Here is a 13,887-nt window from a genome sequence, read left to right on the forward strand (position 1 = left end):
CGCTATCGGATAGCAGTACTGTCCACCGCTTGGTCAGTCCCGCGTTGACAGGACGATGTTTCCCGTCTCGGTGATGGCGATCGTGTGCTCCATGTGGGCGCCGCGAGAGCCGTCACGGCTGCGGAGGGTCCAGCCGTCCTTGTCCGTGTAGATCTCGTCGGTCGTCTGCAGGAACCACGGCTCGATCGCGACGACGAGGCCCGGGCGGAGCGGGTAGCCGCGGCCGGCGCGTCCGTCGTTGGGGATGTGCGGATCGCCGTGCATCGTGCGGCCGACGCCGTGGCCGCCGAAGTCGGTGTTGATGGACAGGCCCTCGGCGTGTGCGACGGCCGCGATGGCCGCGGAGATGTCGCCGATCTTCTTCCCGGGCTGCGCGGCGGCGATGCCGGCCTCGAGCGCGCGGGTGGTGGTGTCGATGAGGGCGAGGTCCTCCTCGCGCGGCGTCCCGACCACGACGCTGATGGCCGAGTCGGCGACCCAGCCGTTCACGGAGGCGGCGAAGTCGAGGGTGAGCAGGTCGCCGTCCTTCAGCCGGTAGTCGAAGGGCAGGCCGTGCAGCACCGCGTCGTTGACGGAGGTGCAGATGACCTTGCCGAAGGGGCTCGCGCCGAAGGAGGGGTGGTAGTCGATGTAGCAGGACTCGGCGCCGGCCGTGCGGATCATGTCGTGGGCGAGCCGGTCGAGCTCCAGCAGGTTCACGCCGACCGCGGCGGCAGCGGAGGTGGCCTTCAGTACCTCGCCGACGAAGCGGCCGGCGGGACGCATCTCCTCGATCTCGGCGGGGGTGCGTAGCTCGATCATCCTGATCCTCTCGGGGTCCGCTGAGCCGTCGCTCAGCGGTGGTGGGTACGGTCGGTGCATGCGCACGCGACGGGCATTCGGTTCCTGGCAGTTCCCGGCGGCGATCGTGCTGCCCTTGTGGATCCTCCTCGGCTACGGGGTCTTCGGAGGATCGAGCGGCTGGACCGTGCTCGGCCTGGTGATCGCCCTCCCCATTCTGGCGGTCGCGCTGGCGGCTGTGGCCGCGATCGTCGCATTCCGGGTGACCGTTCGGCCCACGCGCACTCCCGCGTGGGGCGACGTGGCCGTGGTCGGCGCCTGGCACCTCTCCCTGATCGCCTTCGGCTTCTTCCCGCCCGGCGCCTGGGCGCTGGGCCTGCTCTCGGTGGTCCTCGGAGTGGCGGCCTTCTGGCACTCGGGGTGGCGGTTCCTCGCCGACGCGAGGGCCACTCTCCTCGCCTTCTCGGAGGCGGCGTCCGTGCAGGCCGAGGGCGCTCACCGCCCCGTCGCCGGCGAGGGCTTCGACCCGGAGCGCCCGCAGGACGGGCAGACCATCGTCCTCTGAGGGCTCGGGCCTCCTGCGAGACGCTGTCCCACTGCGAGGCCCCGCCCTGCTCCACGGCTCGGCCCTCTCGACGGATCCGCCCTCTGCGCGGCTCTGGCCTCAGGGCGTCCCTGTCCTCCAGGTGACTCTGCCCTCCCGACGACCCTGCTTTGACTCGTATCGACGCGGCATGGCAGAATGAGCGCTTGTGCCTCGCGCAGGCTCTGCCACAGGGGAGCCGCGACGACGTGGGCACGACCGACTTCCATCAACGAAACGGTGTTCGACCTGTGGCGGGCACGGAGAGCGATACAGCATGCACATCCTCGATTCCGTCGATGCGGCGTCCCTCCGCAGCGATGTCCCGGACTTCCGCGCCGGCGACACCGTCAAGGTCCACGTCAACATCGTCGAGGGCTCCCGCTCGCGCATCCAGGTCTTCCAGGGCGTCGTCATCGGCCGCTCCAACGAGGGCGTCCGCGAGACCTTCACCGTCCGCAAGGTGAGCTTCCAGGTCGGCGTCGAGCGCACGTTCCCCGTGCACTCGCCGGTCATCGACCACATCGAGGTCGTCACCCGCGGTGACGTCCGTCGCGCGAAGCTCTACTACCTGCGCAACCTGCGCGGCAAGAAGGCCAAGATCAAGGAGAAGCGCGACGCCTGAGCGGCTTCCGCACGACTTCTCGGGAACCCCGGTCCACCTATGATGGACCGGGGTTCCTCCCTTTCTCGGGGGCGATCCGTCCGGGGAGTCCACCCGGTGATGCACAGTAGGGGCGACGGCGAGCGATGACAGACAGCACGGCCCCGGTCCGCCTCCCCGGAGGCGAGGACCACGCCCGCCACTCGGCGGATCCGTCCGAGAAGCGCCCGCGCAAGCGCCGGGGTGTCCTGCTCTTCCTCCGCGACGTGCTGATCATCTTCGTGGTCGCGGTGCTCGTCTCCTTCCTCGTGAAGACCTTCCTGATCCGCTCGTTCTACATCCCCTCCTCCTCCATGGAGCAGACGCTCGTCGAGAACGATCGCATCCTCGTGAACGAGCTCGTACCCGGAGTGGTGAAGATCTCGCGCGGCGACGTCGTCGTCTTCCGCGATCCCGGCGGATGGCTCTCGCCGAGCTCCGAGCCCAACGTGCCGCCGTTCCAGGCTGCGGTCGACTCCGCCCTCGCGCTCGTCGGCCTCACCGCTCCCGACAGCAACGACCACCTCATCAAGCGCGTCATCGGCCTGCCCGGCGATCACGTGACCTGCTGCACACCGCTCGGCCAGGTCGAGATCAACGGCAACCCGATCGACGAGCCCTACGTGAAGCTGCCGGACGGGGTGCAGGCCGTCTCGGCCACCCCCTTCGACGTCGTCGTGCCCGAGGGCTCGCTCTGGGTGATGGGCGACAACCGCTACAACTCCGCCGACTCCCGCTACAACACCGACAAGCCGGGCGGCGGCTTCGTGCCGATCGACAACGTCGTGGGCCGCGCGATCCTCGTCACCTGGCCCGTGCAGCAGTGGGCGTGGCTCGACGACTACCCGTCGGTGTTCCGCGGAGTCGACACCGAGGCCTCCGAGGAGGGCTCGGACGACGCGCAGAGCGGGCAGGGCTAGGTGGTCGTCGCCGAGCCGACGCTGACGCAGGAGCGGCGCTTCTTCCGGCAGGGCTACGAGACGGTCATCGGCTGCGACGAGGTCGGCCGCGGCGCGATCGCCGGCCCGGTGTCGGTCGGCGTCGTGTCGATCGGCAGCCGCTGCGGGCGCTTCCCCGAGGGGCTCCGCGACTCCAAGATGCTCGCTCCCGCCCGCCGCGAGGCGCTCCTGCCGGGGGTGGCGAAGTGGGTCTCCGCCTGGGCGATCGGCGAGTCCTCGGCGGACGAGATCGACGAGACCGGGATCATCGCCGGCCTCGGCCGCGCCGCGTCGAGGGGCATCGAGCGCCTCGCCGACCAGGGCGTCGACCTCGCCACCGCCGTCGTCCTCCTCGACGGCGCTCACGACTGGCTGACGCCCGCGCTGGGCGAGTGGGCGGCCGAGTTGACGATCGTCACCCGCGTGAAGGCCGACCGCGACTGCGCCGCCGTCTCCGCCGCCTCCGTGCTCGCGAAGGTGGGCCGGGACGGTCAGATGGTGCGCCACCACGACGACTTCGCCGACTACGCCTGGGACAGCAACAAGGGCTACGGCAGCGCCGCGCACTGGGCGGGGATCGAGCGGGTCGGCCCGTCCCCGCTGCACCGGGTGACCTGGCTGTCGAAGTCGCGGGAGAGCGTCGAGGAGCCGCTCCCGGCGTTCGTGCCCGTCGGCTCGGCGTAGGATTGTCCAACGATGGATGAGGACGAATTCGAGGACTACGACCGCGAGGTCGAGCTGGCACTGTACCGGGAGTACCGCGACGTCGTCTCGCAGTTCTCGTACGTCGTCGAGACCGAGCGCCGGTTCTACCTGGCGAACGAGGTCGACCTGGTTCGCCGCGACACCGAGCACGACTTCTACTTCGAGCTCACCATGCGCGACGTGTGGGTCTGGGACGTCTACCGCTCCGACCGCTTCGTGAAGTCGGTGCGCGTGCTGACCTTCAAGGACGTCAACGTCGAGGAGCTCTCCCGCAAGGAGTTCGAGCTCCCCAAGGAGCTCGCGCTCGACGAGTAGGACGCTGTCGCGGCAGGCTCCGGACCCCTTGCTGGTCGCGTAGCCGCCTCCGACGGCGCATCGAGACCCGGTGCCAGGAGCCCCACCCCGCTCCGGAGCTCTCTCGGATGCGCGGCTCCGAGGGTCTCGTCTTCACGCGGCGCGCATTCCTCCTGCTGGTCGCGTAGCGGTCCCGGCGCCGTATCCAGACCCCGGACCGAGGTCCCTCCCCACGCACCTCCTCGGCCGTCTTCTCCCCGGATCCCCCTCTCGGCCGTCCAGCGCTCCTCCCTGGTCCTGCACGCTTCCGGCAGGAGGACGCATGGACAAGGACGAACTGGGGCGGCGCGGCGAGGAGATCGCGGCGGCGCACCTGAGAGACAACGGATTCGAGATCCTCGACCGCAACTGGCGGGTCCGCGAGGGCGAGCTCGACATCGTGGCCCGCGACGGGTCGGCACTGGTCGTGGTGGAGGTGAAGACGCGCTCATCGACGCGCTTCGGACTGCCGGTCGAGGCCATCACGCGGGCCAAGGCGCAGCGCCTGCGCCGACTCGCCTACGCCTGGGCCGACGAGCACCACGAGCGCTCCCGGCATCTGCGGATCGACGCGGTCGGCGTCGTCGCTCCCGGGGGAGTCCCGTCGCAGATCCGGCACCTGCGGGCGGTGGCCTGATGGGCCTGGGAAGGACCACGGCGGTCGGTCTCGTCGGCTTCGCGGGAGCCGTGGTCGGGGTGGAGGCGCACTCGGCCGACGGCACCCCGGGAATGGTGATCATCGGCCTGCCCGACGCCGCGCTCGCGCAGGCGAAGGAGCGGGTGCGCTCGGCGGCGATCAACTCCGGCAGCACCATCGCCGAGTACAAGATCACCGTGAACCTCTCGCCGGCCGCGATGCCCAAGCACGGCTCCGCCTTCGATCTCGCCATCGGGCTGGCCGCGCTCGCGTCGCTCCGTGAGGTCGATGCGGAGTCGGTCGCCGCGGTCGTCCACATCGGGGAGCTCGGCCTGGACGGCCGGCTGCGCTCCGTCCCGGGCGTGCTGCCCGCGGTGCTCGCGGCCGCCCGCGAGGGCAGGCGCCGCGTGATGGTCCCCGTCGAGGACCGGCTCGAGGCGGAGCTGGTCGACGGCGTCGAGGTGATCGCGGTCTCCTCGCTGGCGGCGGCCGCCGTCTGGCACGGAGCCGAGTGGGAAGTGCCGGTGCTCCCCGAGGCCGCGCCGCCGTCTGAGACGGTGTCCGAGCCGGAGGCCCGCCTCGACCTCTCCGACGTGGTGGGGAACGAGGAGGCGGCCGAGGCGATGGTCGTCGCGGCGGCGGGCGGGCACCACGTGTTCCTGCTGGGGCCTCCCGGCGCCGGGAAGACGATGCTCGCCTCGCGCTTGCCGGGCATCCTCCCCGACCTCGACGACGATGCAGCGCTCGAGGCCACCTGCATGCGCTCGCTCGTCGGAGCGCCGACCGGTGGCGCGCTGGTGCGCAGGCCGCCGTTCGAGAGTCCGCACCACTCGGCCTCCTCCGCAGCGATCGTCGGCGGGGGCAGCGGCCGCATCCGTCCCGGCGCGGTCGCCCGCGCCACCAGGGGCGTGCTGTTCCTCGACGAGGCCCCCGAGTTCTCGTCCGTCGCCCTCGACGCCTTGCGCCAGCCGCTCGAATCCGGCGTGATCCGCATCCACCGCGCGAACGCCGTCGCCGAGTTCCCCGCGCGGGTGCAGCTCGTCCTCGCGGCGAACCCGTGCCCGTGCGGCCGCTTCGGCATCCCCGGAGAGACCTGCACCTGCGCTCCCTCGGTCCGCCGCCGCTACCTCGCGCGGCTCAGCGGACCGCTGCTCGACCGCGTCGACATCCGCCTGACGGTCCGCCGCATCAGCGCGGCTCAGCTGGCTGCACGTCGAGACACGTCCGGAATGTCGACGGCGCAGGCTCGCGCCCGTGTCGCCGCGGCGCGGTCCCTGGCAGCGGCTCGCCTCGCCTCAACTCCGTGGACGCTCAACTCGGAGGTCTCCGGCGCCTGGCTGCGCTCGGACGCGGTGCGCCCGACCAGTGCCGAGTCCCGCACGCTCGACCGGGCTCTGGAGCGAGGTCTGGTGACCATGCGCGGCTACGACCGGGTCCTGCGCCTGGCCTGGACGCTCGCGGACCTCGACGCAGCCGACCGGCCGTCAGCAGCCCACCTCGCGCGCGCGCTCGCCCTTCGAGGAGGTGCCGCGTGATCCGGCCCGACGCGCTCTTCGACGGAGCGGAGCTCGACGCTGTTCGCCGACTGCTGCCGAGCGGCGCAGCCGATCCGGACTCGGCGGCCGACGGCGAGCCTTCGGGTGAGTCCGGCTGCGCTCGGAGCGCACTCGTCGACGCTGCTGCCCGGTGCGGCTGGAACTCTCTGACCGAGCCCGGCGACTCCGTCGCCGCCCTCCTCATCGAGAGGGTCGGCGCGGCCGAGGCCTTCGCCCACGTCGTGTCCTCGTCGTCCGCGGAGGAGATCCTCGCGCCCCCGCATCGCGCTCCCTCCGACGAAGGAGGCGGGGCGCTCGCGCCCCTCGACTCCGAGGTCGCCGCGCTCCAGTCGGGGCTGGCGCGCTGGCGACCGCGCCTGGACCGCAGGCTCCTGTTCCGACGTCTCGAGATCGCCGAGCGACTCGGCGCCCGACTGCTCCTGCCCGGGGCTCCCGTGTGGCACGAGTCGCTCGACGACCTCGGGCCGCACGCGCCACTCCTGCTCTGGCTGCGCGGTGATCCCGCCGCCTTCGATCCGCCGCACCGCCTCGCCCTCGTCGGCGCCCGCGCTGCGACCGGTTACGGCGAGCACGTGGCCGCCGAGCTCGCCGCGGGCGTCGCGGCGCGAGGCGTCTCCGTCGTCTCGGGCGGTGCCTTCGGGATCGACGCGGTCGCCCACCGCGCCGCCCTCGGCTCCGGAGGCCGGACGGTCGCCTTCCTCGCCGGGGGAGCGGACCGCCTCTACCCGACGGCTCACGCCGACCTCCTCCACCGCATCATCGCCACCCCCGGCTGCGCCGTCGCGACGGAGGTCCCGCCGGGCACCACGCCCACCCGCTGGCGATTCCTGCAGCGCAACCGCCTCATCGCCGCCTCCACCGTGGGCACCGTCGTCGTCGAGGCCGGCGCCCGCTCCGGATCCCTCAACACCGCCGGCCACGCGGCTGCCCTGGGCCGCCCCCTCGGTGCGGTCCCGGGCCCGGTCACCAGTGCCTCCTCCGCCGGCTGCCACCGGCTCCTCCGCGAGTACGCGGCGACCTGCGTCACCTCGCCGGCGGATGTGCTCGAACTGCTCGCTGTCGGCGACGCCGACGGATCGTGCCGAGCGCTGACCGCGGCTGAGGCGCGAGTCCTGGCCGTCGTCGAATCCGAAGGAGGCTGTGACGCCGCAACCGTCGCCGGGCTCTCCGGGGAATCGCTCGATTCGGCACTGTCGGCGCTGGGTGCGCTCCTCGCCGACGGACACGTCCGCCGTTCCGAGGACGGGGACTGGGAGCGTGCACCCGGGTGAGCGGCCCCGCCGCCGCGGCGCTGTCGGCGGTCCGCCCTACGCTGAAGGGGCATCGGCGAGGGGAGCGGCATGGACGCCACGGCAGCAGGACACGGCGGGGAGCGCCCGCGGCTCGGGCACTTCCGCGCCGCCGACAGGGTCATCGCGCATCTGAGCGACACGCACCTGCTGGCCGACGGCGCTCCGCTCTACGGGAAGGTCGACACGGCCGCCCGCCTCGCGCAGGCGGTCGGCCGGCTGGCCGAGCGCGGCGGACGCCTGGACGCGATCGTCGTCACCGGGGACGTCGCGGACCGCGGCGAGGAGGACGCCTACCGGCGCGTGCGCGAGCAGCTCGACCCCGTGGGCGAGCGGTTCGGCTGCCCGATCGTCTGGGTGATGGGCAACCACGACGAGCGCGGAGCCTTCCGGCGGGTGCTCCTCGAGCAGGACCCGGCGGGCGCGGGACCCGTGGACCAGGTCGTCGACCTCGGCGGGCTCCGGCTCATCGCGCTCGACAGCGCGGTGCCCGGCTTCCACCACGGCGACCTCACCGACGCCCAGCTGGCCTGGCTGAAGGACGAGCTCGCCGCACCGGCCCCGCTGGGGACGATCCTCGCCCTGCACCACCCTCCGCTGCCCACGCCGCTCGGCGCGATGACCGTGCTCGAGCTGCGGGGGATCGACCGCCTCGAGGAGGTGGTGCGCGGTACCGACGTCCGCGCGATCCTCGGCGGCCACCTGCACTACCCCACGGCAGCGACCTTCGCGGGCGTGCCCGTGCTCGTGGCCGGCGCCACCAGCTACACGATGGATCTCGGAGCGCCCGAGCGTGAGCTCGCCGGCATCGACGGAGCGCAGAGCCTCTCGCTCGTCCACGTCCACCCGGAGACGGTGGCCGCCTCGTTCGTGCCGACGGCGCCGGCCCCGATCGCGACGCGGTTCGGCACCGACCTGATCGAACGGCTCGAGGGGCTCGACGAGCAGGGGCGCATCGACCTCTGGTCGCGGATGCCAGACGGATCATGACCGGCGAGACGCTCGCCGACTCGGTCGAGCACTTCCTCCGCTACGTCCTCGACGAGCGGTCCCTCTCGCCCGCCACCGCGAAGGGCTACCGCTCCGACCTCGCGCGCCTGATCGCCCACACGGAGGAGAAGGGGCGGCTCCTCACCGCCGAGCTCGACCTCGAGCTGCTGCGCGACTGGCTCTGGCGCGAGTCGGAGTCGGGCATCGCTCGCGCGACCCTCGCCCGGCGCACCGCAGCCGTCCGCTCCTTCTCCTCCTGGGCGCAGCGGACCGAGCGGCTTCCCCTCGACGTCGCCGCGCGCCTCAAGACGCCCAAGTCGGGACGGACACTGCCGCGGGTCCTGACGCTCCCGCAGGCGGAACAGGTGCTCGACACGGTCGCGGCGCGAGGCGCAACCGAGGACCCGGTGGCGCTGCGGGACCTCGCGATCGTCGAGCTGCTCTACGCCTCCGGCATCCGCGTCTCGGAGCTGGTCGCCGTCGACCTGGGCGACGTCGATCTCGGCCGGCTCACCGTGCTCGTCACGGGCAAGGGCGCGAAGCAGCGGGTCGTGCCGTTCGGCGTACCCGCGAAGGAGGCGCTCGTCGCCTACCTCGACCGCGCCCGTCCCGCTCTCGCCACCGGTGACGGAGGCCGCGCGCTCCTGCTCGGCCGACGGGGGGCGAGGCTCACCCCGCGCACCGTCTACGGCGTCGTGGCGAGGCTCCTCGACGGCGGGCAGGGCTCCGGACCGTCCGGTCCGCACACCCTCCGCCACACCGCGGCGACCCATCTGCTCGACGGCGGAGCCGACCTCCGCGCCGTCCAGGAGATGCTCGGCCACGCGAGCCTGGGCACCACGCAGATCTACACCCACGTCTCGACCGAGCGGATCCGCGACGCCTACCGCCTCGCCCACCCCCGCGCCTGACCGGACGCGCGAGTCGCTGGACGCACCCTTCCGCGCCACTCGCTGAACACCCTGCGCCACGTCGTCCATCGGCAGGAGCACCGCCCGGGGGATCCCGCCGAAGAACCGCATCGGCGAGACGTAGTCGCCACCCTCGCGGACGCCGAGGTGCACGCACCTCCCGTCGCAGTGGCCGCCCGCACCCACTGCTCCGACGGGCTGGCCCGCGGTGAGGACCTGCCCGGCCGTCACCGATCCGTCGACCGGCTCGACCGTCGAGACCAGACCGTCCGCGTGCACGATGCTCACCACGGACCGGTCGACCACCCTGCCCGAGAACGACACGGTACCCGCAGCGACGGCGACCACGGGCTGCCCGGCCGCTGCGGCGAGGTCGATCCCGCGGTGCCCGGGGGCGTAGCGGTGCGCTGGCGCGCCCCACGGCTCCACGACGGAGAAGCCCGCGACGGGGGAGGTCCACCGCGGGTCGGACCGGCCGGGGGACGAGGTGCCGGAGGGCGAGGCGCCGAGAGGCGCCCCGACGAGCAGAGCGGCGAGGGCGAACACGCCCGGGCGCAGGAGTCGGGATCGGAGCATGCGGCCACCCTCCTGGAGCCGGTCCGAGACCGGTGGTCGGCCGAGCGGATCAGGGGAGGAGAGCGCGACGGGCCCGGCTGTGGAGGGAGGACATCGGCCGGGGGAGAGCGCAACCCGTCCCGGCGGTGCCGCGGCGAGGAGTAACGTGCCGGTGATCCGGCTCGGGAGCGGCACCCCGCCCCCACCGGCGGCGAGAATCGGAGACGACCATGACCAGCGGACGATCTGACACGACCAGCGGGAGAGCGGACATCCCGAACCCCTCGGCGGCGAAGCTGAAGAGGAAGGTGATCGGCCTCGCGATCGCGGCGGCGGTCGGCGGCTTCCTCTTCGGCTTCGACTCGTCGGTGGTGAACGGTGCCGTGGAGGCGGTGCAGGGCGAGTTCCAGCTCTCGGCCGCCCTGATCGGCTTCGCCGTCGCCTCCGCGCTGCTCGGCTGTGCGCTCGGCGCGTACCTCGCTGGGCGCCTGGCCGACCGCTGGGGCCGCATCAAGGTCATGCTGCTCGGCGCCGGGCTCTTCTTCATCTCCTCCATCGGCGCCGGCGCGGCGTTCGCGGTCTGGGACCTCGTGCTCTGGCGCGTGGTCGGAGGCCTCGGCATCGGCATCGCCTCCGTGATCGCTCCGACCTACATCTCGGAGATCGCGCCCAAGGCCATCCGCGGAGCTCTCGCGTCGCTGCAGCAGCTGGCGATCACGCTCGGCATCTTCGCCGCCCTGCTCTCGGACACCCTCATCGCGAACGGCGCGGACGGCGCCTCCGAGCCCTTCTGGTTCGGCGTCGCCGCCTGGCGCTGGATGTTCATCGCCTGTGCCGTGCCGGCCGTCATCTACGGCCTCCTGGCCCTGACCCTGCCGGAGTCGCCCCGCTACCTCGCGACCCGCGGCCGCTCCGAGGACGCCCGCGCGGTGCTCGCGACGGTCACGCCGCGCGACGAGGTCGACGAGGCGCTCGCGGACATCCAGAAGAAGATCGACGAGGACTCCGAGAACGCGAAGCGCTCCAGCCTCCGCGGCCCCGCCCTCGGCCTGCTCCCCGTGGTCTGGGTCGGCATCCTGCTGTCGGTGTTCCAGCAGTTCGTGGGCATCAACGTGATCTTCTACTACTCCACCTCGCTCTGGAGCGCGGTCGGATTCGACGAGTCCAACTCCTTCGCGATCTCGGTCTTCACCTCGGTCGTGAACGTCGTCGTCACCTTCGTGGCGATCTTCCTGGTCGACAAGGTCGGCCGGAAGCCGCTGCTGCTGGTCGGCTCGGCCGGCATGGCCGTCTCGCTCGCACTGATGGCCATCGCCTTCAGCCAGTCGACGATCAGCGGAGAGGACGTCTCGCTGCCCGGCGCCTGGGGGCCGATCGCCCTCGTCTCGGCGAACGCGTTCGTCGTCTTCTTCGGTGCGACCTGGGGCCCGCTGGTATGGGTCCTCCTCGGCGAGATCTTCCCGAACCGGATCCGAGCGGCCGCGCTCGGCCTGGCGGCCTCGGCCCAGTGGATCGCGAACTTCGCCATCACGGTGACCTTCCCGATCCTCTCGCAGGACGTGTCGCTCACCCTGGCCTACGGCCTCTACGCCGCCTTCGCGGCGATCTCGTTCGTCTTCGTCTTCATGTTCGTGCCCGAGACCAAGGGCCGCTCTCTGGAGGAGATGGACACCCTGCACATCCGCACCGTGATGAAGTCGGCGCGCAAGTAGCACCGGCCTCCCGCGCCCCGACGGCCGCCCTCCCGCAGCAGCGGGGGAGGCGGCCGTCCTGGTGCTAGACTCCACGGAGCACCTCGCTCGTCGGGGTGACTACGCGCGCCCATTCGGCCTCCGCTCCCCACGGTCCCTCTCCGCTCATGCGGCCGGGGCGGGAGTGCGCCGGGCGCCAGGGCGACGTGCCGACCGGCCGTCGCAGACAACCGAACGGGAGTTCGGCGCCGTCGTGCGCCCGGGCCCCGAGACAAGGAGAACGACTCATGGCAGTCGTCACCATGCGCCAGCTGCTCGACAGCGGCGTCCACTTCGGGCACCAGACCCGTCGCTGGAACCCGAAGATGAAGCGCTTCATCCTGACCGAGCGCTCGGGCAGCTACATCATCGACCTCCAGCAGTCGCTGGCCTACATCGACAAGACCTACGACTTCGTCAAGGAGACGGTCGCCCACGGCGGCACCATCCTCTTCGTCGGCACCAAGAAGCAGGCGCAGAACGCGATCTCGGAGCAGGCGACCCGCGTCGGCCAGCCCTACGTGAACCAGCGCTGGCTCGGCGGCCTCCTGACCAACTTCCAGACGGTCTCGAAGCGCCTCGCCCGCATGAAGGAGCTGGAGGAGCTCGACTTCGACGACACGTCGAAGAGCGGCTTCACCAAGAAGGAGCTCCTCATCAAGAAGCGCGAGCTCGACAAGCTGCACAAGTCGCTCGGCGGCATCCGCAACCTCTCGAAGACGCCGTCGGCCCTCTGGGTCGTCGACACCAAGAAGGAGCACCTCGCGATCGACGAGGCCAAGAAGCTGGGCATCCCGGTCATCGGCATCCTCGACACGAACTGCGACCCGGACGAGGTCCAGTACCCGATCCCGGGCAACGACGACGCGATCCGCTCGGTGAGCCTGCTCACCCGCATCGTCGCCGACGCCGCGGCCGAGGGCCTCATCCAGCGCCACCAGAAGCCCGAGGCCGAGGGCAACGTCTCCGCCGTCGAGCCGCTGGCCGAGTGGGAGCAGGAGCTGCTCTCCACCGGTGCGCCCGCCGCCGACGTGCAGGAGCCGAACGAGCAGGCCGGCGCGGAGACCGAGAAGGTCGCCGACGCCGAGACCGAGACCGCCGACGAGGCCGTCGTCGAGGCCGAGGCCCCCGCCGCGGAGGAGGCCCCCGAGGCCGACGCCGCCGAGACCTCGACCGACGAGACCGCGACCGACGAGACCGCCACCGCCTGACACCCCGTTCCGTGACGGGGGTCGGACGCCGCACCCGCGGTCGTCCGGCCCCCGCTCGGTCGGTGCACGTTCACCACGAGTAAGAACCGCCGTCACCTCGGCGTGCTGGGCTCCTCCCGTGAGCCCGCCGCCGCGAGTGACGGCGCCACAGGGTTTCCGAACCAAGAGGAGTTCCGAGAACATGGCAAATTTCAGCCTCGCTGACGTCAAGACGCTGCGCGAGCAGCTCGGTACCGGCATGGTCGACACGAAGAACGCGCTCGTCGAGGCCGACGGCGACCTGGACAAGGCGGTCGAGATCCTCCGCCTCAAGGGTGCCAAGGGCAACGCGAAGCGCGCCGACCGCTCCACGAGCGAGGGCCTCGTCGCCGCCGCCGAGAAGGACGGCGTCGCCACGATGATCGAGCTCGCGTGCGAGACCGACTTCGTCGCCAAGGGCACGAAGTTCATCGCCCTCGCCGACGCCGTGCTCGCCGCGGTCGTCGCCGCCGGCTCCACCACGGTCGAGGAGGCCCTCGCGGCCCCCGCCGACGGCAAAACCGTCGCTGACCTGATCAACGACGAGGCCGCGATCCTCGGCGAGAAGGTGGAGCTGCGCCGCGTGGCCTCCGTCTCGGGCGAGCACTTCGCGATCTACCTCCACAAGACGAACAAGGACCTGCCCCCGCAGGTCGGCGTGGTCGTCGGCTACGCGGGTGAGGACGCCGAGACCGCGCGCTCCGTCGCCCAGCACATCTCGTTCGCGAACCCGTCCTACCTCTCGCGCGAGGACGTGCCGCAGTCCGAGGTCGACAACGAGCGCCGCATCGTCGAGGAGATCTCGCGCGGCGAGGGCAAGCCCGAGGCCGCCCTGCCGAAGATCATCGAGGGACGCGTGAACGCGTACTTCAAGCAGGTCGCCCTGCTCGACCAGGACTACGCGAAGGACAACAAGCTGTCCGTCAGCAAGGTCCTGAGCGACGCGGGCCTGAGCGTGTCGGGCTTCGCCCGCTTCAAGGTCGGCGCCTAACAGCACTGCAGGAGGGA

14 protein-coding genes and 1 pseudogene are annotated in these 13,887 nt (G+C 71.9%); 13 read left to right on the forward strand and 2 right to left on the reverse strand.

Annotation, left to right across the window (positions count from 1 at the left end; genetic code table 11):
• Nucleotides 1-33 precede the first annotated feature (33 nt).
• Nucleotides 34-801, reverse strand: a complete 768-nt coding sequence (map, locus tag C5C63_RS09530) for a type I methionyl aminopeptidase (protein ID WP_104325937.1) — start codon at nt 799-801, stop codon at nt 34-36.
• A 58-nt stretch (nt 802-859) separates the two neighbouring features.
• On the opposite strand from map, the gene C5C63_RS09535 reads away from it, so the two are divergent.
• From C5C63_RS09535 to C5C63_RS09580, 10 genes are all read left to right on the forward strand, one after another.
• Nucleotides 860-1,345, forward strand: coding sequence for a hypothetical protein (locus C5C63_RS09535; protein WP_104247628.1), 486 nt, complete (start codon nt 860-862; stop codon nt 1,343-1,345).
• 295 nt (nt 1,346-1,640) lie between these two features.
• On the forward strand, nt 1,641-1,988 hold the full coding sequence (rplS, locus tag C5C63_RS09540) for a 50S ribosomal protein L19 (RefSeq protein WP_104223904.1): 348 nt from the start codon (nt 1,641-1,643) through the stop codon (nt 1,986-1,988).
• 125 nt (nt 1,989-2,113) lie between these two features.
• On the forward strand, nt 2,114-2,926 hold the full coding sequence (lepB, locus tag C5C63_RS09545) for a signal peptidase I (protein ID WP_104223903.1): 813 nt from the start codon (nt 2,114-2,116) through the stop codon (nt 2,924-2,926).
• Nucleotides 2,927-3,628, forward strand: a complete 702-nt coding sequence (locus tag C5C63_RS09550) for a ribonuclease HII (RefSeq protein ID WP_104292189.1) — start codon at nt 2,927-2,929, stop codon at nt 3,626-3,628.
• Between the two features lie 12 nt (nt 3,629-3,640).
• On the forward strand, nt 3,641-3,964 hold the full coding sequence (locus C5C63_RS09555; protein ID WP_055792576.1) for a DUF2469 domain-containing protein: 324 nt from the start codon (nt 3,641-3,643) through the stop codon (nt 3,962-3,964).
• Between the two features lie 301 nt (nt 3,965-4,265).
• A complete protein-coding gene (locus tag C5C63_RS09560) occupies nt 4,266-4,619 on the forward strand; it encodes a YraN family protein (protein ID WP_104325938.1) in 354 nt (117 codons plus the stop codon).
• Nucleotides 4,619-6,154, forward strand: a complete 1,536-nt coding sequence (locus C5C63_RS09565) for a YifB family Mg chelatase-like AAA ATPase (RefSeq protein WP_104325939.1) — start codon at nt 4,619-4,621, stop codon at nt 6,152-6,154. Before C5C63_RS09560 ends, C5C63_RS09565 begins: the two co-directional genes overlap by 1 nt.
• Nucleotides 6,151-7,446 (forward strand): DNA-processing protein DprA, encoded by a 1,296-nt coding sequence (gene dprA / locus C5C63_RS09570; RefSeq protein WP_258065424.1) that lies wholly within the window; start codon nt 6,151-6,153, stop codon nt 7,444-7,446. Before C5C63_RS09565 ends, dprA begins: the two co-directional genes overlap by 4 nt.
• Nucleotides 7,447-7,515: 69 nt before the next feature.
• Nucleotides 7,516-8,454 carry a phosphodiesterase gene (locus C5C63_RS09575; protein WP_104262838.1) on the forward strand — a complete coding sequence of 313 codons (939 nt, stop codon included), beginning with the start codon at nt 7,516-7,518 and terminating at the stop codon, nt 8,452-8,454.
• Nucleotides 8,451-9,365 (forward strand): tyrosine recombinase XerC, encoded by a 915-nt coding sequence (locus tag C5C63_RS09580; protein ID WP_104262837.1) that lies wholly within the window; start codon nt 8,451-8,453, stop codon nt 9,363-9,365. Before C5C63_RS09575 ends, C5C63_RS09580 begins: the two co-directional genes overlap by 4 nt.
• A gap of 123 nt (nt 9,366-9,488) precedes the next feature.
• On the opposite strand, the pseudogene C5C63_RS17565 reads toward C5C63_RS09580, so the two are convergent.
• Nucleotides 9,489-9,941 (reverse strand): annotated as a pseudogene (locus C5C63_RS17565) (murein hydrolase activator EnvC family protein); the annotation flags it as partial.
• 209 nt (nt 9,942-10,150) lie between these two features.
• Between C5C63_RS17565 and C5C63_RS09590 the strand changes: the two are divergent.
• From C5C63_RS09590 to tsf, 3 genes are all read left to right on the forward strand, one after another.
• Complete coding sequence (locus C5C63_RS09590; RefSeq protein WP_104223897.1) at nt 10,151-11,632, forward strand: sugar porter family MFS transporter; 1,482 nt, start codon at nt 10,151-10,153, stop codon at nt 11,630-11,632.
• A 266-nt stretch (nt 11,633-11,898) separates the two neighbouring features.
• Complete coding sequence (rpsB, locus tag C5C63_RS09595) at nt 11,899-12,861, forward strand: 30S ribosomal protein S2 (RefSeq protein WP_104295446.1); 963 nt, start codon at nt 11,899-11,901, stop codon at nt 12,859-12,861.
• 181 nt (nt 12,862-13,042) lie between these two features.
• The gene (tsf, locus tag C5C63_RS09600) at nt 13,043-13,870 is read left to right on the forward strand and encodes a translation elongation factor Ts (protein ID WP_104295447.1); all 828 of its coding nucleotides are present in this window, start codon (nt 13,043-13,045) and stop codon (nt 13,868-13,870) included.
• Nucleotides 13,871-13,887: the final 17 nt, after the last annotated feature.

Origin of the sequence: Rathayibacter sp. AY1B8, assembly GCF_002932775.1 — a bacterium.
GTDB lineage: Bacteria > Actinomycetota > Actinomycetes > Actinomycetales > Microbacteriaceae > Rathayibacter.

What these genes read in the sequence shown, in the direction of transcription:
- map (WP_104325937.1), bottom strand. Translation starts at nt 801, where the DNA reads ATGATCGAGCTACGCACCCCCGCCGAGATCGAGGAGATGCGTCCCGCC.
- C5C63_RS09535 (WP_104247628.1), top strand. Translation starts at nt 860, where the DNA reads ATGCGCACGCGACGGGCATTCGGTTCCTGGCAGTTCCCGGCGGCGATC.
- rplS (WP_104223904.1), top strand. Translation starts at nt 1,641, where the DNA reads ATGCACATCCTCGATTCCGTCGATGCGGCGTCCCTCCGCAGCGATGTC.
- lepB (WP_104223903.1), top strand. Translation starts at nt 2,114, where the DNA reads ATGACAGACAGCACGGCCCCGGTCCGCCTCCCCGGAGGCGAGGACCAC.
- C5C63_RS09555 (WP_055792576.1), top strand. Translation starts at nt 3,641, where the DNA reads ATGGATGAGGACGAATTCGAGGACTACGACCGCGAGGTCGAGCTGGCA.
- C5C63_RS09560 (WP_104325938.1), top strand. Translation starts at nt 4,266, where the DNA reads ATGGACAAGGACGAACTGGGGCGGCGCGGCGAGGAGATCGCGGCGGCG.
- C5C63_RS09565 (WP_104325939.1), top strand. Translation starts at nt 4,619, where the DNA reads ATGGGCCTGGGAAGGACCACGGCGGTCGGTCTCGTCGGCTTCGCGGGA.
- C5C63_RS09575 (WP_104262838.1), top strand. Translation starts at nt 7,516, where the DNA reads ATGGACGCCACGGCAGCAGGACACGGCGGGGAGCGCCCGCGGCTCGGG.
- C5C63_RS09580 (WP_104262837.1), top strand. Translation starts at nt 8,451, where the DNA reads ATGACCGGCGAGACGCTCGCCGACTCGGTCGAGCACTTCCTCCGCTAC.
- C5C63_RS09590 (WP_104223897.1), top strand. Translation starts at nt 10,151, where the DNA reads ATGACCAGCGGACGATCTGACACGACCAGCGGGAGAGCGGACATCCCG.
- rpsB (WP_104295446.1), top strand. Translation starts at nt 11,899, where the DNA reads ATGGCAGTCGTCACCATGCGCCAGCTGCTCGACAGCGGCGTCCACTTC.
- tsf (WP_104295447.1), top strand. Translation starts at nt 13,043, where the DNA reads ATGGCAAATTTCAGCCTCGCTGACGTCAAGACGCTGCGCGAGCAGCTC.